Below are 20,131 nucleotides of genomic sequence, written 5' to 3' on the forward strand. Positions count from 1 at the left end.
TGGACGTCAGCGGGTAAGCGGCGCTCTGCTGCCGGTACAGCGCTGCAACGCCCGCATCACGTCTTCGCGTGAGATGATGCCCGCAAGCCGCTGATCGTTATCGATCACCGGCATGCTGCGGATGCGGTGATCGACCATGAGCTGAAGCACCCTGGTCAGCCTGGTATCCGTTCCGACATAGATGAAGTCCGAGGTCATGATATCGGCGACAACGCGCCTCATCAGGTCGTTGTAGTGCGGCATCATGCGGGCCGGGGTAAGGATGAAGCAAGCCAGGTGGTCGAACTTCGAAACCAGCCCGACGACTTGCCCGTTTTCTTCGACCGGGTAGGTATTGAAGTCCTCTCGTTCAAAGCGGTCGCCGAGTTCGCGCAGCGTCAGGCTGCGAGCGACCGTCTGGACGTCGCGCGTCATGTGATCGGCAACAATCTGTTCGATGAAATTGTCCAAGACGCGATCCTCAATCGAGATTCGGTACTATTCAATCAAGCCGTCAGCCGGCTGATGTTGATTGAGATCAAGTTCAGTGTGACAGCAGGGAACAGCGGCCTGCCGACGGATCGATGAGCCGTCGCGTCACGCCCCCGAAAATCCATTCGCTGAGCCTCGAGCGGCCATACGCACCGGCAATGACCGCGCCGGCCCCGACGTCTGCCGCAATCCCGTCAAGCTGCTCGGTAACCCCGGCGGCCGAGTCCGGAACCACGGTACGCGCGACGATGCCGTGGCCAAGCAGCCACGCCGCCACGTCCGCGACGTGTGACAGCGCTTCGGCGCGATGGGCGCCTTGTTCGGGAATTTCCGCGATCGTCACATCCCGTGCCGCGGCGAGGATCGGCAACGCATCGAAAACCGCCCTGCGGGCTTCGCGCACATCCTTCCATGCCACCAGCACACTTCTGAAATCGAACCATCCGACTGCAGGCGGCACGACGATGAGAGGACGGCCCGCCTGCATCAAGAGAATACCGGGATCCGCGGCGGCACGGACGTCGACAATGGCCTCGCCGCGGGCGCCAACCACGAGGAGGTCTGCGCACTTCGCTTGCTGCAAGATGTACGGCGCCGGTGTTGCCTGCGCGGAGCGCCATTCAACGGCTTTCGCGCGCTTTCCGACACCAGCACGAAACTCCGCCTCGAGTTCGGACAATCGCCTTCGAATAATGACAGCCTCTTCGTCGAACAGCTTTTGCGCATAGCCGCCCTCGGCAAAATACAAAGGCGGCCTGAGGTCTGCCGCGGCGATGCCGATTACCCACGCCCCAAAACGCTCGGCAAGATCACCGGCCACCGCGAGACAAGCCTCGTTCGGCCGGTCCAACGCCAAGCTGACCATGACTGTCTTGTAGTCCATATCCCGCTCCACGCCCTGGCGCCAAATCCCCTATGGGCGTTCTGCCCGTGAAGCGACATCCTAGGCGGCGATTCCGGATCGGACCTGACCTGGATCAAGACCGGCACGCTTTCTCCAATAGGTGGCCGGCCTGGCGTTTCGGGACGCCATGCGAGTGCGAATGCGTGGATATTATCTTTTATCCCAATGAGGTAAGCGCTATTGATAGCCTCACCTCGTTGCCAATGCAGATCGCACGATTGGACACGTGTACGGAAAGGTTCGAGACGAAGCATGATTGACGTCGACCGTCCATTTCGCAGTCAGAATCCGCTCAATCGGAACGTGCGCAACGGTGTCGAGGGGTCCGGTGTCGGCACCTGGGATTTTGAGTTTTCGACCCGGGAATTGACCTGGTCCAACACAACACGGAAGCTTTTCGGCATCTCGCCGGACGCACCCATCGATTACGATATCTTCCTTTCGCTACTTGATCTGCAGGACCGCGATCGCACGGCGCACGCCGTGCAGGAGTCGATCGATACCGGGTGCAATTTCGATATTCAGTACCGGGTGCACGGGCATTCGGATGCGGGTCATTGGGTGCGCGCGCTCGGCGCCATTGTCGCCGACTCCGATGGCGCCCCAACCCGGCTGAGCGGCGTCATGATCGACATCGACCGCGAGAAGCGCCTCGAGGATGAGTTGAGGACACGCGAGCGGCATTTCCGCTCGATCTTGGACACGATCCCCGATGCTATGATCGTGATTGACGAGCACGGCATCATGCAGTTTTTCTCGAGCGCCGCCGAAAGGCAATTCGGCTACACCGAACCCGAGGCGATCGGCAAAAATATCAGCGCGCTGATGCCGGAGCCCGATCGCAGCCGCCATGACGGTTACCTCGCGCGCTATTTGCGGACCGGCGAACGGCGCATCATCGGCATCGGCCGTATCGTGACCGGGATGCGCAAGGACGGCACCACATTTCCGATGCACCTCACCATCGGCGAAATGCAATCGGGCGGACGACCCTACTTCACGGGTTTTGTGCGCGACCTCACCGAGCAACAACAGACGCAGGCACGGCTGCAGGAACTGCAATCCGAACTTGTCCATGTGTCGCGCCTCAGCGCGATGGGCGAGATGGCTTCCGCCCTCGCCCATGAACTCAATCAGCCGCTTTCCGCCATCAGCAATTACATGAAGGGATCGCGCCGGCTGCTGGCGGGCAGTACCGACGTCAACGCGCCGAAGATCGAGGCCGCGCTGGATCGTGCTGCGGAGCAGGCCATCCGTGCTGGCGACATCATCCGGCGCCTGCGTAACTTCGTCGCACGCGAGGCATCGGAAAAGCGCGTCGAGAGTCTCTCGAAGCTGATCGAGGAGGCCGGCGCGCTGGGGCTTACCGGCGCCCGTGAACAAGGGGTGTTGCTGCGCTTCAATCTCGACCCGGCGTGCGACCTGGTGCTCGCTGACCGGGTCCAGATTCAGCAGGTTTTGGTCAATCTGTTCCGCAACGCGCTGGAAGCGATGGCCGCTTCGTCGTACCGCGAGCTCATCGCCGCCAACGCCAGGGCCGCGGATGACATGATTGAAATTTCCGTGTCAGATACCGGATCTGGATTCGGCGAAGATGCCCATGCCAACCTGTTCCAGCCGTTCTTCACGACCAAGGAGACCGGCATGGGCGTCGGCCTTTCGATCAGCCGAACCATCATCGAAACCCATGGCGGCCGGTTGTGGGCCGAGACAAACAAAGCCGGTGGCGCGACGTTCCGCTTCACGCTGCCCGCGGCCTCTGCAAAGGAGGTGACCGATGTCGCAGAACGGTAAAGTCTATGTCATCGACGACGATGCGGCGATGCGTGACTCGCTGGATTTCCTCCTCGGCTCGGCCGGCTTCAGTGTGCGCCTGTTCGATTCCGCGCAGGCCTTTCTGAACCAGCTTTCGAGCCTGGAGGCCGGTTGCGTGGTCACGGACATCCGTATGCCTGGCATGGACGGCATGGAGTTGCTGCGCCAACTGAATCTTGGCTCCGGCGCCCGCAAGCTTCCGATCATCGTCATGACCGGCCATGGCGACGTTCCCTTGGCGGTTGAGGCCATGAAGCTTGGCGCGCTCGACTTTCTCGAAAAGCCGTTCGACGATGACCGGCTGATCGGCATGATCGCGACCGCCCTCACGCAGAATGAAGGCGGCGCAAAGAACGAGGCGCTCACGGCCGACATGGCCGCACGGGTCGCCTCCCTCACCCAGCGCGAGCGCCAGGTAATGCAGGGGCTGGTGAACGGCCAATCGAACAAGGTGATCGCAAGGGAATACGATATCAGCCCGCGGACGGTGGAGGTCTACCGGGCCAACGTCATGACCAAGATGCAGGCGGGCAATCTTTCGGAGTTGGTCAGGTTTGCGATCCGGGCCGGGGTTTTCGAGGATTGAGCCAAGTCAATTCGGCCGGACGGAAACTGGCTATCTTCCGGCAATGATAAATGCCCGTTACACGCCATCCGGCCGTGCCGTGATCGCCCCGCCATCGAAAAAATCGATGATTTACATCGTCGACGATGACTACGATGTCCTTAGCTCGTTGCGATTTCTTTTGGAGACGGAGGGTTTCGAGGTCCGCACCTTCCGCAGCGGGTCCGCGTTGTTGGGGTCTTCCACCCGGCACGACGCGGATTGCCTGGTTGTCGACTACAAAATGGCGGGAATCGACGGGCTGGAGCTGGCCGAGCGGTTGCGGGGTCTCGACGTCAGCGCGCCGATCGTCATGATCACGGGCTTTCCCGACGAAAACATCGCGTCAAAGGCGAGTTCCGTCGGAGTGCGCCAAGTTCTTCTGAAGCCCAATCTCGAGGATAATCTGGTGGAATGCGTTCGAAACGCAATTAATCCGGCCTCCGCGACTAATCCGGGCTCCACGGCGGGCCAGCCCTGAATATCAGGCAGGCTGCGCCTCCGTAAAACCCCGTAAGTAACCCCCCTTAGGATATCGACCGAAATATTCAGGAACCGGCATTCCCGGTACGCCAAGCCATCCCGCATCGAGGAGATGGCGACATGCACACCCAGACGATCACCGCCCCGGCAACCACGGTTCTCACCGCCCCGCGCGCGCCGATCCCGCCGTCGGCCGACCAATTCAGCGTCATCGCCAGTTGCTCGGGAGTAATCGCGACCGAATTCTCCTACCGCAAGGATGAGGAAATCTACGGCGAAGGCGAGCCATCCGAGTATGTCTATCAGGTGATCCGCGGCGCGGTGCGTACCTACAAGCTCCTGAACGACGGACGCCGCCAGATCGGTGCGTTCCATCTGGCCGGCGACGTATTCGGCCTCGATCCCGGCACCTCCCATCGCCTGACCGCCGAGGCGATCGCCGATACCACCGTCCGCCTGGTGAAGCGCCGCAGCCTGGAAGCCGCCGCGGGATCCAATGTCCGGGTTGCCCACAATCTCTGGACCATGACGGCAAATAACCTCAGGCACGCGGAAGATCATATGCTGCTGCTTGGCCGCAAGACTGCGATGGAAAAAGTTGCCACGTTCCTCCTAGAAATGGACCGCCGGCTCGCCAAGGCTGGTATGATGGCGCTGCCGATGTGCCGGCGCGATATCGGAGATTATCTCGGCCTTACCCTGGAAACCGTATCGCGCGCGCTTTCGCAGCTCAACGACCAGGGCATCCTGGTGTTTTCCAGCGCCCGCCAGATCGTACTACGCAACCGCCAGCGGCTCGCCGACATGGACGCCTGAGGCGGGCCACCAGCCCGCTTCCCGATTTGCTGCACCACCTCGCACACGGATGGGAGTCGACAATGAACAGCTATCGCGTCTCCTTCTACAAGGATCTCCTGAACTCGGACGGACACAGCTTCAAGTGCCTGCAGCGCCATGTCGATGTCCAATCGGACGGCCCGTCGCAGGCGCTGGTGCTGGCCGAACGGCTGGTCGACAACGGGCGCCTGAACGCCGACTGCGTCGAGGTGATGCATCTGGGCGACCATCATGCATTCGAACGCCCATCCAGCCAATCATCTGCCCCCAGCAAACACACATGGAGCCGCGCCTCGTAACGCGCGCGCCATGGCATGGATCGTTTCCCGGAACTCGCCGCCGGCGATTCGTCGAGATCGATTTTCCGATCAGCCGGCGGGACGCTGCTGTGATGATCGGCACCACCTTGCATAGCGTTAGCCGTATTCTCGGCGCTTGGGAGCAAGAGGGCCCGGTCGAGGGCAGGCGGCAGCATATCGTGCTGCGCGACCCCTGCAGACTGTTCGCAATCGCGGGAAGGGCACGACAAACATGACGGTGAGCCCGGCTAGAAGCTCTTTTGTGTGAAGGCGGAAACAAGCACTGAGAGTTTGGGGGATCGCGAAGCCATTGCGGAGCTAGTTGCCGGAATCGTCGTAGGCTGGTCATCAGTCTCAAATCAGATGGCGTGGACGATAGATCAGATTCCCCATATGTCCGGTCGCTCACAATTCCCTCGCAGAAACCGCCCTCCAGAAGGTCCCGCCGGATCCTGTTCTCGCAAAATGCAGCGCGAAGCGACGTCCGTCCGGAGCAGTTCAAGCGCCGGGCGCGCCTGGTCAGCACGATCGCCCGAGGTCGTCAGTGGCTCGATGACGTAGTCTCCGGCCGGGTCCGCACGGTCGCAGAGCTTTGCGCTCGCGAGAAGTGCAGCGTTCGGCAGGTCAACATGGCCATCTCGCTGGCCTTCCTCGCGCCCAATCTTGTCAAAGCAGCCCTAGAAGGCCGCCTGCCGCGCGGCGTCGGTATCGAGCGGCTCCGTGATCCGCTGACCGAGTGGAGCCGGCAGTTCGAGGCGCTCGGACTTAATCCGGAATAGCCGAAATGCCGGTCTCTTCCCATCGAATTCAGGACCCAGCACACAGTCGTCGAACCAGTCTCCGCCTGAGCGGGGAACGGAATTTTCTGATGCGGAGACAGGTGCGCAAACGGACCCCTTTTGCTTGCCAGAGGTCCTACTGGAGACTCGCAGGGTGAGCCAAAGCCCGCACTCCAGCGCAATGAATGCGGCTATTCTTGCAAGGGCCCCAACCCAAAGACTGGGTGGTGGTGTGCGCAATCACGCGCGAACCGGTCTCGCCCGGTTTTCGCCTGAGAACACGGAATTTTTTGTCACCGCGGCCTCCGGACCCGCAGCCGCACCTATTCTAGCCATAGCCGGTGGAAGCTGTGTACACAGCCTGGGGCCTAACACGGTAAAGCGGGTCAAAGGAACCGACAGCAGAGGCGACGCCGCATAGCTGTGAGTTTTTATGGCCGCCTCAATATTGATACCCCGGGCAAATCCAGTTGCCGTAGGCGTCGTAGCCGCAGCCGCCGCGATAATAGGTCCCTGCCGCTGCAGCGCCAACAGCAGCCGCGCCGACCGCCGCCGCACCGACACCGCGTCGATACCCGTATCCGGCATAACCGTAGCGGCCGCCGCGCACTGCGACAGCGCCGCCACGGTGGCCCCCGCCTCGAACTGCGACAGCGCCGCCGCGGTGGCCACCTCCGTGAAATCCGCCACCGCCCCGATAGCCGCCACCCCCGCGGCCGCGGGCATAGGCATCGTCTGGGATCATACTGGCGGTGAGCAGAACGAGTGCTGCAAGAGGAGTAAGAATATAGCGGAGCATGACAGGAATCTCCCTACGAACTCTCCGACCAAGGAGATTGCGGCGCACTCCGCGCGGAAGGTTGATCTAGATCAACGGAACTTGTGCGCTCCGGCATTTCGCGCGGCAGCCTATGCAAATCCACTTGGGATCAGTTTTGATTTTCCCGTCTCGACCTTTGCGTCGTCGCCCGCTCGACTTCATTGGCAAGCTCGTTGAGATGCTGGGCCAGCCGGTCGAACGTGTCCCGCTTCGTCGGGTCCGTTGTGAGGTCCCGGATGAGCGCGCATCCGGCTGCGTCACTGCGGAGCTTTCCAAGCCGACTTGATAATCTTTCACGGCCCCCCCTTTCTGCAGCGGGTGCGGCAAAATGCACATGCGGTGATCCGCCGTCGCCGAAGCGTCGAACGGCTCCGGCTCAATTGGGGTTGAGTGACCGGGGCCGCCGGTGGGACGGCGCGTGCCGGGGGCGACCAAGCACTCACCTCTTTCATTTCAACGCGCATCGTCGCCGGTCAATCAAAAGGACCGAGCCTTAATTGACGAAGTTTCGCTGTTCACCATCCGTAGCCATAGGGCGGGCAATAGCCGCCGCCATACCCATAGCCGCCGCCGTAGCCGTATGGGACGGCCGCATAGCTGTAATAGGGATCGCCGCCGTAATAACCGTAACCGCCGTAATAGCCACGACTGATAAGCGCGCCGCCCACGACGGCTCCGGCTGCTACGCCGTAACCAAGCCTGCGATAACCCCAGCCTCCGCCGCGATAGCCCCAACCGCCGCCGCGAAATCCGACACCGCGATAGCCAAAGCCGCCACCGCGCCAGCCGCCTCCCCAACGCACTTCGGTCGCGCTTTGATCGACCATTGATTTCATCGCCGCCACGTTGGTCGGCATCGGTCCGGCCTGTGCGCTTGCACCGATTAGGGCGACGGTTGCAGTGAGAATGGCGATGCGCAGTGAGCTCAACAATCTCATGATTATCTCCTTACTGTGCGGCAACGCTTGTGCGGGCCGTGAGCGCCAATTTCTGGGCGGCTGGGCCGCGGCGGATTTGATTTAGATCAAAGCCAAGACTGTGAGGGCCGGCCAATAGCTGAAATATTGAACGGCCGCAGGGAGGATCGCGGCAATGAAACTCAAATTTTCTGCCTTCGCGCTGCTCGCGGTCTTGCCGGCGCACGCGCGCGCCGCAACGCTCACCGATGCCGAGGCGGCATTCCTCGACCACCTCGTCACAGCGGCAGCAGTGCTCGAACAACGATGCACCGGCTACGAGGTCAATGGTACCGGCGGCGTACAATACGGGGCCGGACTTCTCGGCAGTCCTAATGCCGCAATGGCGATGATCGACGCCTTTAATGCCGCCATTTTGGCGCACGATGGTAGGGATTACGATTCGAGTAAGTTTCGTCCCGAGGTGTTTGAGGCGGCCGGCAAAACGTCCAACCAAGTCCGCGCGGAACTTACCAAAAATCCGAAAGCGGCCTGTGCCGACTAGGGAGATACAGCGTGGCGCGCGGCCTGCTAAGGCGGTATTGAACGTGCTCTCGGAGCTTTTGGAATTTGGCCTTAGACTTTATCAGGCCGCGCGGTCCCATTGAGGTGAAGAGAGCGACCCAGAGTGACGTCAGAACGAGGCATGAAGAAAACACTCGCATCCATGGTGCTGCCGGCGCTGGTGCAGGTCGCACATGCAAGACCTACCGACTGGCAAGCTGAATTGGATCGCTGTCGCGCAATGCCCGAGCAAATGGAACCACTGTTGCGGGCAGGAGTAGGCCCGTCTGCTGTCGCGCGCTCCCGGACTGCGGTGCGTCGCTGTATCCGAATTGAACGGCGGGCACCGAAACATGGCGCACGATAGCCGAAGAACTTCGACTCTCGTTAAGTTCATAGGCTGGAAGGGGTCTTCGAGCCGTTCTACGCCAGCAAGAAAGAAGGTGTGACTGTCCATCGCCCGCGCCCACTATCGAGGCGCACCGTGGGCCAATATGGGCTGGAAATCGGGATCATGCGGGCGCGTCGTTCCGAATGAAACTTCCACAACGACGACACCGCACTGTCATTGGGGGCATCGGCGAGCGCCGCACCTGACCAAAAAGCTGCGAAGGCACGGCCAAGATGCCAGACCAACGAGAGCCGATGGTACAGAGTGGGCCACTGTCGTCCAATAAGCGCGACCTCATTGCTGCGTCAGGCCCGCTTTTTAGTTGCTTTGATTTGGATCAATAGGTGCTGTCGCTTTGAAGATCGAAATCTCGCGTGTGCCATCGCAGATGCAGCGAACAGAGAGGAAAGTCTGATGAGTGACCTTGTGGTGATTGCATTCCCAACCGAGGCGAAAGCTGAGGAACTCCGTCAGAAACTGCTGACCATGCAGAAAGACTATTTGATTGAACTCGGAGATGCCGTCGTCGTCGTGAAGGACGGCACCGGAAACATCAAGTTGAATCAACTGATCAATACCACGGCTGCCGGTGCGGTTGCCGGCACGTTTTGGGGCGCGCTGATCGGCATGATCTTTTTGATGCCGTTGGTTGGCGCTGCCCTTGGCGCAGCGTCCGGCACGCTCAGCGGATATTTGACGGATGTCGGAATTGACGACAAATGGATGAAGGAGACCGCCGCCGCAATTCAACCTGGAACCGCCGCGCTTTTCGTATTGGTGCGCAAGGTCACCGCGGACAAGGTTCTTGAGAGGCTCAAGGGCGAAGGCGGCACAGTGCTAAAAACCTCCCTCGACCACACGAAGGAAGCCGCCTTGCAAGCGGCTCTGGCGGAGGTCAAAGCGGCGGTACAGGCTTCGCCTCCCGTTTGAAGCGACCGCAAACCGACGACCGCAGCACAGTTACTCATTAAGCGCAGATCGGCCCCCAACCCGACTGTCCCACAGCATAGATGCACTGACGACCAGGACCCACAATGGAAACAGGAGCAGGCTTCCATCGATGTGGTTACTTCCAAATATCAGGACCACCGCGACGGCAAACCCTCCGATTGCCAGCCAACGCGGCGTTAGACGCGTATAGGCAGCAATCGTTGACGTCGTAATCATGAAGACGGCCGCTGTCTTAGCTAAGTATATGTTCACCATCCCGTAGGCCAAGCCGCGCCCAAAATGAAAAGTGGGAGACTGGATAAGCAGTTCGGGTGCCGCATGGAATGCAACAATGATCGCGCCGACAACCGCGGCGGCGGCGAACAGCATTGATAACATTAGAAAGCCGCTCCCCAAGAATACCGTCGCAAAAAATCGATCCTCCCGTGAGCCAAGTCGGTCCCGAAGCACGCCCACGAACCAGAGGAAGGCTACTCCGGCAAACGGCACGAGGTTCATGGCAAGCGTGACATACGTCGTATCCCCTGCAAGCCAGGCGCCTCGTTCAAGGGGATCGGAGGGGACCGAAAGTCGCATGAGCCCGAATACGGCGAACATCAGGACCGAAAAGATAATACCCGCATAGGCCGCGGCTCTTGGTGTTTTCAGATAGGCGTCCGTCAAACCTGGTTCGCCCGATATCATCGCGAAACTCCGTGCGGGAAGATTTCAGCAAGGCCACGCATGGTTCAGAATCGCGTCCGCCCGACGCTGAAGACCGGGCAGACAATGGAACGAAGCGTTGTCCTTAGGCCTAGTCGCGCTTGGGCGACTGACGATCCAGGCGCATACGTTGCGCTCTCATTCGCCTTATTTCTTCACTCAATGCGTCGGCTTTTTCGTCGCGCGACGAGCTTTCCGATTTCGCGTCGCTCTCGCGCATCTTTTTTAAAGCTTTCTCCACGGAGAGCTTGGGTGTTTCCGCCATTTTTACCCTCTCTCAATTCGCACACTTAAAAGTGCCGTTGCCTTCAACACAGCCACCTACTCTGCCGGGTTAGCGACCCAAGCCAGCGTCGATCGAGAACGCGAGCGGCAGCGCGGCGCAGGCGGCGAACCCAAGTAGAGCGCCCTAACCCGCTCTTTTGTAAGCTGGCTGAACTTGATCTAGATCAAACAACGGCAACCCCACCGTACCACCATCCAGCGCAGTCGCCCGCAAGTAAAGCACCCCCTCGGGCACATAATCGAACGCACGCGGTGGGAGACGTATCATGAAAGCAAGTGCCGCTCTCAGGAAAGAAACCGATACTGGAGATTGTTGGAAGGCGTTTCGGCCGGGAGACTGGCAGATCTCGATCAACGTACGCGACTTCATCGTTCGAAACGTGACGCCCTACAGCGGCAACGAGGACTTCCTGGCAGGCCCTTCGCAGCGCACAAAGGCGGTGTGGGCAAAACTGCAGCCTTATTTCGCGGATGAGAGAAAGAAGGGCGTGCTTGCGGTCGATGCTGCTTCCCCCTCAACCCTGTTGGCGCACAAGGCCGGCTATATCGATCGTGACAACGAAGTCATTGTAGGCCTGCAGACAGACGAGCCCTTCAAGCGGGCGATCTTCCCGTTCGGTGGCCTCAGAATGGTCGAGAACGGCTTGCAGGCGGCAGGTTTCGAACCCGATGCGCGTGTGCATGAAGCATTCACGAAATACCGTAAATCGCACAATGACGGCGTGTTCGACGCCTATACGCCCGAGATCATGAGCTGCCGGAAATCGGGGATCGTCACCGGCTTGCCCGACTCTTACGGGCGAGGACGGATCATCGGAGATTATCGCCGGCTGGCTCTCTACGGGGTCGACCGCCTCCTTAAGGAAAAGAAAGCGGAGCGGGCGCAAATCGACGACATGTGGCCGACCGACGAAATCATTCGGATGCGCGAGGAGCTATCGGAGCAGATGCGCGCGCTGGCCGATCTGGCGTCCATGGCGAAGCTCTACGGTAGCGACGTATCCAGGCCCGCTGCGAACGCACAGGAAGCATTCCAGTGGACTTATTTTGCGTATCTGGGCGCCATCAAGGAAGCAAACGGCGCCGCGATGTCGATTGGCCGCATATCGAGCTTCCTCGATATTTACATCGAGCGCGATCTGAAAAGCGGCGTTCTGGACGAAGCCGGGGCGCAAGAGCTTTGGGACCAGCTGGTGCAAAAACTCCGCATCGTCCGTTTCCTCCGCACCCCTGACTATGATGCGCTGTTCAGCGGCGATCCCTATTGGGCGACCGAATGCGTTGGCGGCATGGATCTGGATGGCCGGGCTCTGGTGACCAGAAGCAGCTATCGGATGCTGCACACCCTTTACAATCTTGGTCCGGCGCCCGAGCCGAACATTACGGTGCTGTGGTCGACCAAAATGCCAGCACCTTTCAAGCGGTACTGCGTGAAGGTGAGCAAGGACACATCCTCGCTTCAGTACGAAAACGACGATCTAATGCGGCCGTTCTGGGGAGATGACTACGCGATTGCCTGCTGCGTTTCGGCGATGCGCCTTGGCAAGCAAATGCAATTCTTCGGCGCGCGCGTCAACCTGGCGAAGGCCCTGCTGTACGCGATCAACGGTGGCCGGGACGAAGTATCTGGCGACCAGGTTGCGCCGCAGTCGTTGCCCGTCGCGGGCGAATTCCTCGATTACGACGACGTCATGGCCAAGTTCGACATCACGATGGAGTGGCTCGCCAAGATTTACGTCCATGCCATGAACTGCATCCACTACATGCACGACAAGTATTTCTACGAGCGTCTGGAGATGGCGCTCCACGACCGCGACATTTTACGAACGATGGCGTTCGGGATTGCGGGTCTCTCGGTGGTTGCCGACAGTCTCAGCGCCATGAAGTACGGCAAGATTCGCGTCGTGCGAGACGCTACAGGACTGGTGGTCGACTACCAGAACGAGGGCAACCGGTCGACGCCCCAGTTTGGCAATAACGACGACCGGGTCGACCAGATCGCCTGTAGCCTCGTTACGAGTTTCATGGAGAAGATCCGCAAGCACCCGACCTACCGGAACGCGACGCACACCCAGAGTGTACTCACGATCACTTCCAACGTCGTCTACGGCAAGGCCACCGGAAACACACCTGACGGACGGAGGAAGGGCGAGCCGTTCGGACCGGGCGCAAATCCGATGCACGGACGCGACAGCCACGGCTGGCTCGCCTCCTGCCTGTCGGTCGCAAAGCTACCCTACAAGGATGCACAGGACGGCATCAGCTACACGGTCTCCGTCGCGCCCCAAAAAGCGCATCTGTCGGAAGGCCAGCTTATCGATGAGGCCGTCAAGGCCTTCGACGTCTATTTCGATCGCGGCGGCTTCCACATGAACCTGAACGTCATCGACAAGGAGACACTCGAGGATGCGATGAAAAACCCGGACAAGTATCCGCAGCTCACGATCCGGGTTTCCGGGTACGCCGTGAATTTCGTCCGGTTGACGCCGGAGCAGCAGCGAGACGTGATCAGCCGCACCTTCCACGGCCAGATTTGAGCGAGGTGCTCCATGTCGACGGTGCAGGCACTGGAACCCGGAAATCGTCATGATCTCCGGGTCGGCATTTCGCCCGACGCGCCCGATACCGAAGAGGTCAAGGACGAGGAAGGCGCGTTCGGATACTGCCACTCCTATGAGACGTCGTCCCGCTATGACGGACCCGGTCTGCGCGTCGTGCTTTTCACCTCGGGCTGCCTTCTGCGGTGCACTTACTGTCACAACCCGGACACTTGGCACCTCAAGGACGGCACCTATGTTTCGGTCGACCAGGTACTTCGCCGCCTGGCTGATTTCGCGCCCTCCATCCAGGCCCTCGGTGGCGGGCTGACCATCTCGGGTGGCGAGCCCATGGTGCAGCTTGCCTTCACGCGCCGGATCTTCGCCGGCGCCAAGGCGATGGGCCTGCACACGGCGGTCCAGACCTCCGGCTTTCTCGGCGATCGCGCGGACGAGGCCTACCTATCTGAGATCGACCTCGTTCTTCTCGATATCAAGAGCTCGGATCCCGAAACTTACCGCCGGACCACCGGTCGTGACATCGCCCCCACGCTTCGCTTCGCCGAACGCCTGGCTTCAATGTCGAAGCCGGTCTGGGTTCGGTTCACCCTCGTCCCGGGGGAGAACGACGATCCGGCGAATGTCGACGGTATCGCGCGATTTGTCGCGCCGATGAAGAACGTCGAGTGGGTAGAGGTTCAACCTTTCCACCAGATGGGCGCGTTCAAGTGGAAGGCGATGGGCATCGAATACAAGCTTGCGGACACGCTGCCGCCTAGCCGCGAATTGGTCGATCGGGTGCTTGGACAGTTCCGGGCCGCGGGGTGTCAGGCACGCTGAACAATAAATCGTCACATCGATCCAGGGGAGCTCAAAGACATGTTGGACTTTGCACGCGAAATCATCGGAAGCCAGCCGATCTTGACGGCCTTTCTGGCGATCGGAGTGGGCTATCTGGTCGGTCAGATCAATATCGCCGGGTTCTCGCTCGGGGTTGGAGCAGTTCTTTTTGTCGGCCTCGCTATCGGAGCCTTTGCGCCGAAAGCCCAGATTATAGGGCCGATCGGCCTGACCGGCCTGATCATGTTTCTATACGGGATCGGCATACTTTACGGCCGGCAATTTTTCGAAGGGATGGTCGGCGCCGGGCAGAAATACAATCTGCTGGCTCTTGTTGCATGCCTTGCCGGCTTGGGTGTTGCACTCGGGCTGGGCCACATCTTCGGCATCAAGATCGGTCATACGCTTGGCCTGTATGCCGGGTCGATGACGAGCACCGCAACACTTCAGGCCGCGCTCGACGTCATGAAGAACAAGGATCCGTCGATCGGATATTCCATCGCCTACCCCTTTGGCGTCATCGGTCCGATCCTGTGCATCTATCTGATGACCCAGATCGTGAAACCAAAATTCCCGGCGAAAACGCAGCGCTTTCATATGGGCGAGATTTCGATCAGCCAGATGTTTGCCGGAAGAAAACTCGACGAACTGACAACCAGCGTGCTCGCCGACGTCCAGGTCACGATGGTTCGAAAGGATGGACGCAACTTCGTTCCGACCTCCGATACGGCTTTATCGGCAGGCGATGCTCTCATGGTCGTCGCGGAGAGCCAAGAGGCGATCGCCAAGGCGGCGACTCAGCTCGGGAGCCTGCAGCCGGGCCAGTTGGCGAGCGACCGCGCCGATCTCGATTACATCCGTGTTTTCGTTGGAAAGGCCAACATGGTCGGCGTGCCGCTCGTCAGTCTTCCGATGCCGGCCGGCTATCCGACGCATCTGCTGCACGTCCGGCGATACGATGCCGACCTGGTGCCGTCACCCGACCTCATGCTGGAATTCGGCGACCGGGTCGGCGTGCTGATGCCGCCCGACCGAAAGGAAGAGATCCGGCGTCTCTTCGGCGACACCGTAAAGGCGGCGGCCGAATTCAGCTATGTCTCGCTCGGGATTGGGATGGTCCTGGGTGTTCTGCTCGGCCTCATTCCGATTCCAGTTCCAGGCGTCGGTGTCGTGACACTCGGAATCGGAGGCGGACCCCTGATCGTTGCGCTCATTCTCGGCAAGCTCCGTCGCACTGGGCCCATGCTTTGGACCATGCCCCTGCCGGCCAATATCGTTCTTCGAAACTTCGGCCTCGCCATGTTTCTCGCGACCGTCGGGGTGAACGCCGGACAACCCTTTGTCCGCACCGTGGCCGAGTCAGGCTTCACGATGCTGTTTATCGGCGTAGCCGTGCTTCTGACGACGGTGTTCATCGTCTTGTTGGTCGGCCACTACATCATGAAGATTCCATACGACGATCTGGTCGGCGTGGCGTCCGGGGCGACTGGAAACCCCGCCATCCTGGTCTACTCAACCAAGATGGCGCCGACCGAACGGCCCGACATCGGCTACGCCATGATCTTTCCTTCGATGACGCTGGTGAAGGTGATCGCGGCGCAGATCGTGGGTCTGCTCGCGGTTGGCGGCGCCGGCGGCGGATAGCCGGACTGTCGACCGAGGATCCGCCGATGGCCGACCAGGCACCTGAGCCGCAACCGCCTATCTTCAATCTGCAGGCCTACAGCCCTGCCGAAATCAAGGAAGCCGTCGAAAAGGTCGGGGTGAAGAAGGCCAATTTGCCGCTTTTGGCGTCTTTCATGCTGGCGATCGTCGCAGGCGGCGGCGTCGGCTTCGGTGCCCTCTATTACACAATCGTCGCCAGTGACCCCGCGCTCAGCTTCGCCACCGTGCGCGTCGTTGGAGGCCTGGTTTTCTCGCTCGGATTGGCGCTCGTCCTGGTTGGAGGCGCCGAACTATTTACGGGCAACAACCTGATTGTGATGGCCTGGGCGAGCGGAAACGTGTCCACCGCGACGATGCTGCGCAACTGGACGATTGTCTATTTGGGCAACCTGGTCGGAGCGCTTGGGCTCATTGTCCTGGTCTTTTTCTCACATCATCTCGACATGAACGATGGCCGTATCGGCCTTTCCGTATTGAATACAGCCGTCGGAAAGATCCGTCCCGATAGTGTGACATTGTTCTTCAAGGGCATTCTTTGCAACGTGCTCGTATGTGCGGCAGTCTGGCTTGCTTATGCAGGCCGGTCAGTCACTGACAAGATGGCTGCGGTCATATTGCCGGTTTCCGCTTTCATCGCCGCCGGATTCGAGCACTGCGTTGCCAACATGTATTTCCTACCCCTGGCGTGGTTGCTGATCCAGACGGGCCACGCTCCAGCGAATTTCGACGCTTCGTCCGTCACCGTCGCGGGGATCGTCCACAATCTCGTACCGGTAACGCTCGGTAATATCGTGGGCGGTGCTGGCTTTGTCGGTGCTGTCTACTGGGCAATCTACAGAGCGACCTTCGGCGCGCCAAATCCGGACGCGCGGTAACAAGATCCAGGATCAACAACCCGCACAGGACGATCACCATGGCGCTGCAAACTGCCAATTGGGAACCTAACAAGGAGATGCCCGTCGGCAAGGGTGCCACGGTGCAGCAGTTCTCTACCACCGTCGGCAATGATCGGTTCGAGATCAGTGTTGCGCCTTGGGGAGAAGGACAGTTGAAAGTGAACGGCCGGGAGATAGCCAGGACCGCGGATGCCAAGGATCGGCGCCAGGCCTTCACTTTCTTGAAGCAGGCCGCCGAAAGATATGCCCGCGGCGAATCTCTCGAGATACCGAAAGCGGGAAAAGCCCGGCTGATCCCGGCCGTCAAGGCCAAGCTACTCGAGGGCAAAAAAGGCCTCGTCGTGGGTATCGCGAACGAGCAATCGATCGCATGGGGGTGCGCTGCCGCGTTCCGCGCCTTTGGCGCCGACCTGGCTGTCACCTATCTCAACGACAAGGCGAAGAAACACGTCGATCCGCTGGCGCAGGCGCTCGAATCCCCAATTGTGATGCCACTCGATGTCCGCGTGCCCGGACAGATGGAGGCCGTATTCGATCGGATCACCAAGGAGTGGGGCAAGCTGGACTTCGTCGTACATTCCATCGCGTTCGCGCCGCAGCAAGCGCTGCATGGACGGGTGATCGACGTTCCGCTGGATGGATTTCTGACGACCATGCATGTTTCATGCTGGACGTTCCTTCGGATGGCCCAGTTGGCTGAACCGCTGATGAAGAAAGGCGGAACCCTCTTTACCATGACGTATTACGGCAGCCGTACCGTCGTAAAAAACTACAACATCATGGGAGTCGCCAAGGCCGCGCTGGAAAGCGCCGTCAGGTACGCATCCGCCGAACTCGGACCGAAAGGTATTCGCGTTCACGCTATTTCGCCCGGACCGCTCGCCACCCGGGCCGCATCCGGCATTCCCGAGTTCGACAAGCTGCTCGAGAAAGCGAAGGCCAAAGCCCCGGCACGCAGCCTCGTGAGCATCGAAGACGTCGGCGCCGCAACGGCTTTCCTGGCACACGACGTGGCCCGGCTCATCACCGGCGACACGATCTACATCGACGGTGGATATCACAACGTCGACTAGGACATTCAACGACGCAGGTGGGTGCACTACAATTCGGGCGTCCTCCCCTGCTGTTGCTTTCTCAATAGATGCCCGTCAAATAGAAGAACCCGATGACAACAAATACCGCCACGGTCTTCGTCAATGTAATCACGAACACATCCTTGTAGGCCTGCCTGTGTGTGAGACCGGTCACCGCAAGCAGCGTGATGACCGCGCCGTTATGCGGCAAAGTGTCCATACCGCCGCTCGCCATCGCGGCGACCCGATGAAATACCTCGAGCGGAATGTTCGCAGCCTTTGCAGCAGCGATGAAAGTATCGGACATTGCGGCGAGCGCGATGCTCATGCCGCCGGAGGCGGAGCCCGTGATACCTGCGAGCACCGTCACAGTCACGGCTTCATTGACCAGGGGATTGGGAATCGCACTCAGCGCGGCAGACACCGTCTTGAAGCCGGGCAAGAGTGCAATGACGCCACCAAACCCGTATTCAGATGCGGTGTTCAGCGATGCGAGCAGCGCGCCGGCGACGGCTGCCTTACTGCCGTCCGCGAACCTAGCAAGCACGGGCCGCCAGGCAAATATGAAGACGGTCACAATCCCCAGAAGGAGTGCGCCTTCGACGGCCCATATCGCCGCCACCGATCCGATTTGCGTTACGATCGGGTGGTCGCCGAGCGTGATCTCGTGTTTCGCTCCGTAAAAGCGGGGGATCAGGAAGGTCAGAATGAAATTTGAAACACCTACAATGATTAGCGGCAGGATGGCGATCAAGGGATTCGGCAGTTCCTTCTCTTCAAACGGCTCCGGTTCGTTAAGAACCTCCGTGCCATAACCCTCCCCGCGGGCCTGCGCGGCGCGACGACGGTTCTCGATGTAGGCGAGGCCTACGCCGAAAACGAAAATGCTGCCGATGATGCCAAGCACCGGGGCGGCCCACGTCGTCGTGTTGAAGAAGGTCGTTGGTATGATGTTTTGAATCTGCGGCGTCCCCGGCAACGCATCCATCGTGAAGCTGAATGCCCCGAGCGCAATCGTGCAGGGAATGAGACGTTTCGGAATGTCACCTTGGCGAAACATCTCGGCTGCGAATGGATATACCGCGAACACCACGACGAACAGCGACACGCCGCCGTAGGTGAGGATCGCACATACGACGATGATGGACAAAACGGCCCTCTCCCGGCCGAGTATCCCTATCACGGCAGATACGATCGACTTCGAGAAACCCGACAGCTCGATAACCTTGCCGAAGACTGCTCCCAGCATGAAAACGGGGAAATAGCTTTTCACGAATCCGACCATCTTCTCCATGAAGACGCTGGAGAACATGGGAGGCACCAGCGACGGGTCTGTGAACAGCACGGCGCCAAGCGCGGCCACCGGCGCGAACAGGATCACGCTGTAGCCGCGATAGGCCACAAGCATGAGAAAGACCAGAGCGGCCAACACGATCAAGAAGTTCATGGCGAAGATCCCCTGCGCGCCTTCGTTCGACCCCGGCCCTGTCAGGCCGTCGATGTGAGCATGGTCAGACGTTCCCGCTCGAGTTCAGCGATGACCCTCGTGTGGTGCGCGACCGCTTCGCCCAGCAAGTCACGAACCGAAATTACCCCCACGACGTCGTCATTATCCGTCACCGGCAGATGGCGAATCTGGTGTTCGTGCATCAGCCTCAGACAGTCGGAAAAGGTATTGGTAATGTCGGCTTTGACGACGTTGCGGACCATAATGTCCGCGACCGACGTCGCCTCGGCAGATCTTCCGCCGAGGACGAGACGCCGGACGCAATCGCGTTCGGAAAGAACGCCGACGATCGTGCGGCGCTCCATGACCACCAAAAAACCGATGTTCTTGTCGGCCATGAGTTGCATCGCCGAAAGCGCATTGTCGCCGGGTGCAACGGTCCAGAGAGCCTTGGACTTGGCGGCAAGGATCTGTTTCAGCGGTCGGTAGGCAAGGATTTGCTCGGGCCGTCTGAGCGGATGATCCATGGTGCAATCTCATAATGGCTCGATCTGCGTTGAATCTGTGAAGCCGAAGGCGGAATGCCTTGATCTATGTCAAGTGTGGGGCCGATCGATCGCTGTGCGCCGCAACACAGCCGAGGCAACTGACTGCGAAAAACGCGCTGCAAGGGCAAACAGCTGACGATAAGATCGGCCGCGACGCTGTTGTTAGGAGGTGTGCATGGGAAACCCTGGAGCGGCGCGGGAGCGCGGGTAGTCCGGCGACCCGCGCCAGGGCGAGTTTGATATATTTCTTCACGAGACAGGGGCCGTCTCCAATATGCTGGAAATACCGGTGCTCGGCCGGGGGGAGATGCCGCCGATCAGTTC

At 60.0% G+C, this 20,131-nt stretch carries 22 protein-coding genes; 14 read left to right on the forward strand and 8 right to left on the reverse strand.

Features of this window, described 5'->3' with window-relative positions:
* Nucleotides 1–6 precede the first annotated feature (6 nt).
* On the reverse strand, nucleotides 7–450 hold the full coding sequence (locus tag FFI89_RS25105) for an HPP family protein (protein ID WP_168213038.1): 444 nt from the start codon (nucleotides 448–450) through the stop codon (nucleotides 7–9).
* 73 nt (nucleotides 451–523) lie between these two features.
* Complete coding sequence (locus FFI89_RS25110) at nucleotides 524–1,354, reverse strand: universal stress protein (RefSeq protein WP_138830259.1); 831 nt, start codon at nucleotides 1,352–1,354, stop codon at nucleotides 524–526.
* Between the two features lie 273 nt (nucleotides 1,355–1,627).
* Between FFI89_RS25110 and fixL the strand changes: the two genes are divergently transcribed.
* The 7 genes from fixL to FFI89_RS34570 all read left to right on the forward strand — a co-directional run bounded on the left by fixL (nucleotide 1,628) and on the right by FFI89_RS34570 (nucleotide 6,192).
* Nucleotides 1,628–3,169, forward strand: coding sequence for a sensor protein FixL (gene fixL, locus FFI89_RS25115; protein WP_138830260.1), 1,542 nt, complete (start codon nucleotides 1,628–1,630; stop codon nucleotides 3,167–3,169).
* Entirely contained in the window at nucleotides 3,153–3,776 is a 624-nt protein-coding gene (gene fixJ / locus FFI89_RS25120; protein WP_138830261.1) for a response regulator FixJ, read from the forward strand. Before fixL ends, fixJ begins: the two co-directional genes overlap by 17 nt.
* Before the next feature lie 106 nt (nucleotides 3,777–3,882).
* The gene (locus tag FFI89_RS25125) at nucleotides 3,883–4,275 is read left to right on the forward strand and encodes a response regulator transcription factor (RefSeq protein ID WP_246669245.1); all 393 of its coding nucleotides are present in this window, start codon (nucleotides 3,883–3,885) and stop codon (nucleotides 4,273–4,275) included.
* Between the two features lie 122 nt (nucleotides 4,276–4,397).
* Nucleotides 4,398–5,093 carry a helix-turn-helix domain-containing protein gene (locus FFI89_RS25130; protein ID WP_138830262.1) on the forward strand — a complete coding sequence of 232 codons (696 nt, stop codon included), beginning with the start codon at nucleotides 4,398–4,400 and terminating at the stop codon, nucleotides 5,091–5,093.
* Between the two features lie 62 nt (nucleotides 5,094–5,155).
* The gene (locus tag FFI89_RS35030) at nucleotides 5,156–5,413 is read left to right on the forward strand and encodes a hypothetical protein (protein ID WP_246669246.1); all 258 of its coding nucleotides are present in this window, start codon (nucleotides 5,156–5,158) and stop codon (nucleotides 5,411–5,413) included.
* Nucleotides 5,414–5,505: 92 nt separating this feature from the next.
* Nucleotides 5,506–5,649 carry a helix-turn-helix domain-containing protein gene (locus FFI89_RS35035; protein WP_371722533.1) on the forward strand — a complete coding sequence of 48 codons (144 nt, stop codon included), beginning with the start codon at nucleotides 5,506–5,508 and terminating at the stop codon, nucleotides 5,647–5,649.
* A 393-nt stretch (nucleotides 5,650–6,042) separates the two neighbouring features.
* A complete protein-coding gene (locus FFI89_RS34570) occupies nucleotides 6,043–6,192 on the forward strand; it encodes a hypothetical protein (RefSeq protein ID WP_168213039.1) in 150 nt (49 codons plus the stop codon).
* Nucleotides 6,193–6,634: 442 nt separating this feature from the next.
* Here the strand turns inward: FFI89_RS34570 and FFI89_RS25140 are convergent, their stop codons facing one another.
* Nucleotides 6,635–6,991, reverse strand: coding sequence for a hypothetical protein (locus FFI89_RS25140; protein WP_138830264.1), 357 nt, complete (start codon nucleotides 6,989–6,991; stop codon nucleotides 6,635–6,637).
* A 536-nt stretch (nucleotides 6,992–7,527) separates the two neighbouring features.
* Nucleotides 7,528–7,950 carry a hypothetical protein gene (locus tag FFI89_RS25150; RefSeq protein ID WP_138830266.1) on the reverse strand — a complete coding sequence of 141 codons (423 nt, stop codon included), beginning with the start codon at nucleotides 7,948–7,950 and terminating at the stop codon, nucleotides 7,528–7,530.
* Nucleotides 7,951–8,104: 154 nt separating this feature from the next.
* Between FFI89_RS25150 and FFI89_RS25155 the strand changes: the two genes are divergently transcribed.
* Together FFI89_RS25155 and FFI89_RS25165 are read left to right on the forward strand one after the other, a co-directional pair.
* Nucleotides 8,105–8,473, forward strand: a complete 369-nt coding sequence (locus FFI89_RS25155; RefSeq protein WP_138830267.1) for a hypothetical protein — start codon at nucleotides 8,105–8,107, stop codon at nucleotides 8,471–8,473.
* An 804-nt stretch (nucleotides 8,474–9,277) separates the two neighbouring features.
* Nucleotides 9,278–9,793, forward strand: a complete 516-nt coding sequence (locus FFI89_RS25165; protein WP_138830268.1) for a DUF1269 domain-containing protein — start codon at nucleotides 9,278–9,280, stop codon at nucleotides 9,791–9,793.
* 30 nt (nucleotides 9,794–9,823) lie between these two features.
* Here the strand turns inward: FFI89_RS25165 and FFI89_RS25170 are convergent, their stop codons facing one another.
* On the reverse strand, nucleotides 9,824–10,498 hold the full coding sequence (locus FFI89_RS25170; RefSeq protein ID WP_138830269.1) for a hypothetical protein: 675 nt from the start codon (nucleotides 10,496–10,498) through the stop codon (nucleotides 9,824–9,826).
* Nucleotides 10,499–10,607: 109 nt separating this feature from the next.
* On the reverse strand, nucleotides 10,608–10,781 hold the full coding sequence (locus FFI89_RS34575; RefSeq protein ID WP_168213040.1) for a hypothetical protein: 174 nt from the start codon (nucleotides 10,779–10,781) through the stop codon (nucleotides 10,608–10,610).
* Between the two features lie 286 nt (nucleotides 10,782–11,067).
* Between FFI89_RS34575 and pflB the strand changes: the two genes are divergently transcribed.
* The 5 genes from pflB (at nucleotide 11,068) to fabI (ending at nucleotide 17,812) form a co-directional block, all read left to right on the forward strand.
* Complete coding sequence (pflB, locus tag FFI89_RS25175; RefSeq protein WP_138830270.1) at nucleotides 11,068–13,338, forward strand: formate C-acetyltransferase; 2,271 nt, start codon at nucleotides 11,068–11,070, stop codon at nucleotides 13,336–13,338.
* A gap of 12 nt (nucleotides 13,339–13,350) precedes the next feature.
* Nucleotides 13,351–14,178: a pyruvate formate-lyase-activating protein gene (gene pflA, locus FFI89_RS25180; protein WP_138830271.1), complete on the forward strand. Its 828-nt coding sequence runs from the start codon at nucleotides 13,351–13,353 to the stop codon at nucleotides 14,176–14,178.
* 39 nt (nucleotides 14,179–14,217) lie between these two features.
* The gene (locus FFI89_RS25185) at nucleotides 14,218–15,822 is read left to right on the forward strand and encodes an aspartate:alanine exchanger family transporter (RefSeq protein ID WP_138830272.1); all 1,605 of its coding nucleotides are present in this window, start codon (nucleotides 14,218–14,220) and stop codon (nucleotides 15,820–15,822) included.
* 26 nt (nucleotides 15,823–15,848) lie between these two features.
* Complete coding sequence (locus FFI89_RS25190; protein ID WP_138830273.1) at nucleotides 15,849–16,718, forward strand: formate/nitrite transporter family protein; 870 nt, start codon at nucleotides 15,849–15,851, stop codon at nucleotides 16,716–16,718.
* Between the two features lie 311 nt (nucleotides 16,719–17,029).
* On the forward strand, nucleotides 17,030–17,812 hold the full coding sequence (gene fabI, locus FFI89_RS25195) for an enoyl-ACP reductase FabI (RefSeq protein ID WP_138835689.1): 783 nt from the start codon (nucleotides 17,030–17,032) through the stop codon (nucleotides 17,810–17,812).
* 61 nt (nucleotides 17,813–17,873) lie between these two features.
* On the opposite strand, the gene FFI89_RS25200 is transcribed toward fabI, so the two are convergent.
* Complete coding sequence (locus tag FFI89_RS25200; RefSeq protein WP_138830274.1) at nucleotides 17,874–19,259, reverse strand: GntP family permease; 1,386 nt, start codon at nucleotides 19,257–19,259, stop codon at nucleotides 17,874–17,876.
* A 41-nt stretch (nucleotides 19,260–19,300) separates the two neighbouring features.
* Nucleotides 19,301–19,786 carry a CBS domain-containing protein gene (locus FFI89_RS25205; protein ID WP_138830275.1) on the reverse strand — a complete coding sequence of 162 codons (486 nt, stop codon included), beginning with the start codon at nucleotides 19,784–19,786 and terminating at the stop codon, nucleotides 19,301–19,303.
* Nucleotides 19,787–20,131 lie beyond the last annotated feature (345 nt).

Source organism: Bradyrhizobium sp. KBS0727, assembly GCF_005937885.2.
Lineage (GTDB): Bacteria > Pseudomonadota > Alphaproteobacteria > Rhizobiales > Xanthobacteraceae > Bradyrhizobium.

Bases quoted from the DNA above. Each gene is read 5' to 3' on its own strand.
- FFI89_RS25110 (WP_138830259.1), bottom strand. From the start codon at position 1,354: ATGGACTACAAGACAGTCATGGTCAGCTTGGCGTTGGACCGGCCGAAC.
- fixL (WP_138830260.1), top strand. From the start codon at position 1,628: ATGATTGACGTCGACCGTCCATTTCGCAGTCAGAATCCGCTCAATCGG.
- fixJ (WP_138830261.1), top strand. From the start codon at position 3,153: ATGTCGCAGAACGGTAAAGTCTATGTCATCGACGACGATGCGGCGATG.
- FFI89_RS25125 (WP_246669245.1), top strand. From the start codon at position 3,883: ATGATTTACATCGTCGACGATGACTACGATGTCCTTAGCTCGTTGCGA.
- FFI89_RS25130 (WP_138830262.1), top strand. From the start codon at position 4,398: ATGCACACCCAGACGATCACCGCCCCGGCAACCACGGTTCTCACCGCC.
- FFI89_RS35030 (WP_246669246.1), top strand. From the start codon at position 5,156: ATGAACAGCTATCGCGTCTCCTTCTACAAGGATCTCCTGAACTCGGAC.
- FFI89_RS35035 (WP_371722533.1), top strand. From the start codon at position 5,506: ATGATCGGCACCACCTTGCATAGCGTTAGCCGTATTCTCGGCGCTTGG.
- FFI89_RS34570 (WP_168213039.1), top strand. From the start codon at position 6,043: ATGGCCATCTCGCTGGCCTTCCTCGCGCCCAATCTTGTCAAAGCAGCC.
- FFI89_RS25140 (WP_138830264.1), bottom strand. From the start codon at position 6,991: ATGCTCCGCTATATTCTTACTCCTCTTGCAGCACTCGTTCTGCTCACC.
- FFI89_RS25150 (WP_138830266.1), bottom strand. From the start codon at position 7,950: ATGAGATTGTTGAGCTCACTGCGCATCGCCATTCTCACTGCAACCGTC.
- FFI89_RS25155 (WP_138830267.1), top strand. From the start codon at position 8,105: ATGAAACTCAAATTTTCTGCCTTCGCGCTGCTCGCGGTCTTGCCGGCG.
- FFI89_RS25165 (WP_138830268.1), top strand. From the start codon at position 9,278: ATGAGTGACCTTGTGGTGATTGCATTCCCAACCGAGGCGAAAGCTGAG.
- FFI89_RS25170 (WP_138830269.1), bottom strand. From the start codon at position 10,498: ATGATATCGGGCGAACCAGGTTTGACGGACGCCTATCTGAAAACACCA.
- FFI89_RS34575 (WP_168213040.1), bottom strand. From the start codon at position 10,781: ATGGCGGAAACACCCAAGCTCTCCGTGGAGAAAGCTTTAAAAAAGATG.
- pflB (WP_138830270.1), top strand. From the start codon at position 11,068: ATGAAAGCAAGTGCCGCTCTCAGGAAAGAAACCGATACTGGAGATTGT.
- pflA (WP_138830271.1), top strand. From the start codon at position 13,351: ATGTCGACGGTGCAGGCACTGGAACCCGGAAATCGTCATGATCTCCGG.
- FFI89_RS25185 (WP_138830272.1), top strand. From the start codon at position 14,218: ATGTTGGACTTTGCACGCGAAATCATCGGAAGCCAGCCGATCTTGACG.
- FFI89_RS25190 (WP_138830273.1), top strand. From the start codon at position 15,849: ATGGCCGACCAGGCACCTGAGCCGCAACCGCCTATCTTCAATCTGCAG.
- FFI89_RS25200 (WP_138830274.1), bottom strand. From the start codon at position 19,259: ATGAACTTCTTGATCGTGTTGGCCGCTCTGGTCTTTCTCATGCTTGTG.
- FFI89_RS25205 (WP_138830275.1), bottom strand. From the start codon at position 19,786: ATGGATCATCCGCTCAGACGGCCCGAGCAAATCCTTGCCTACCGACCG.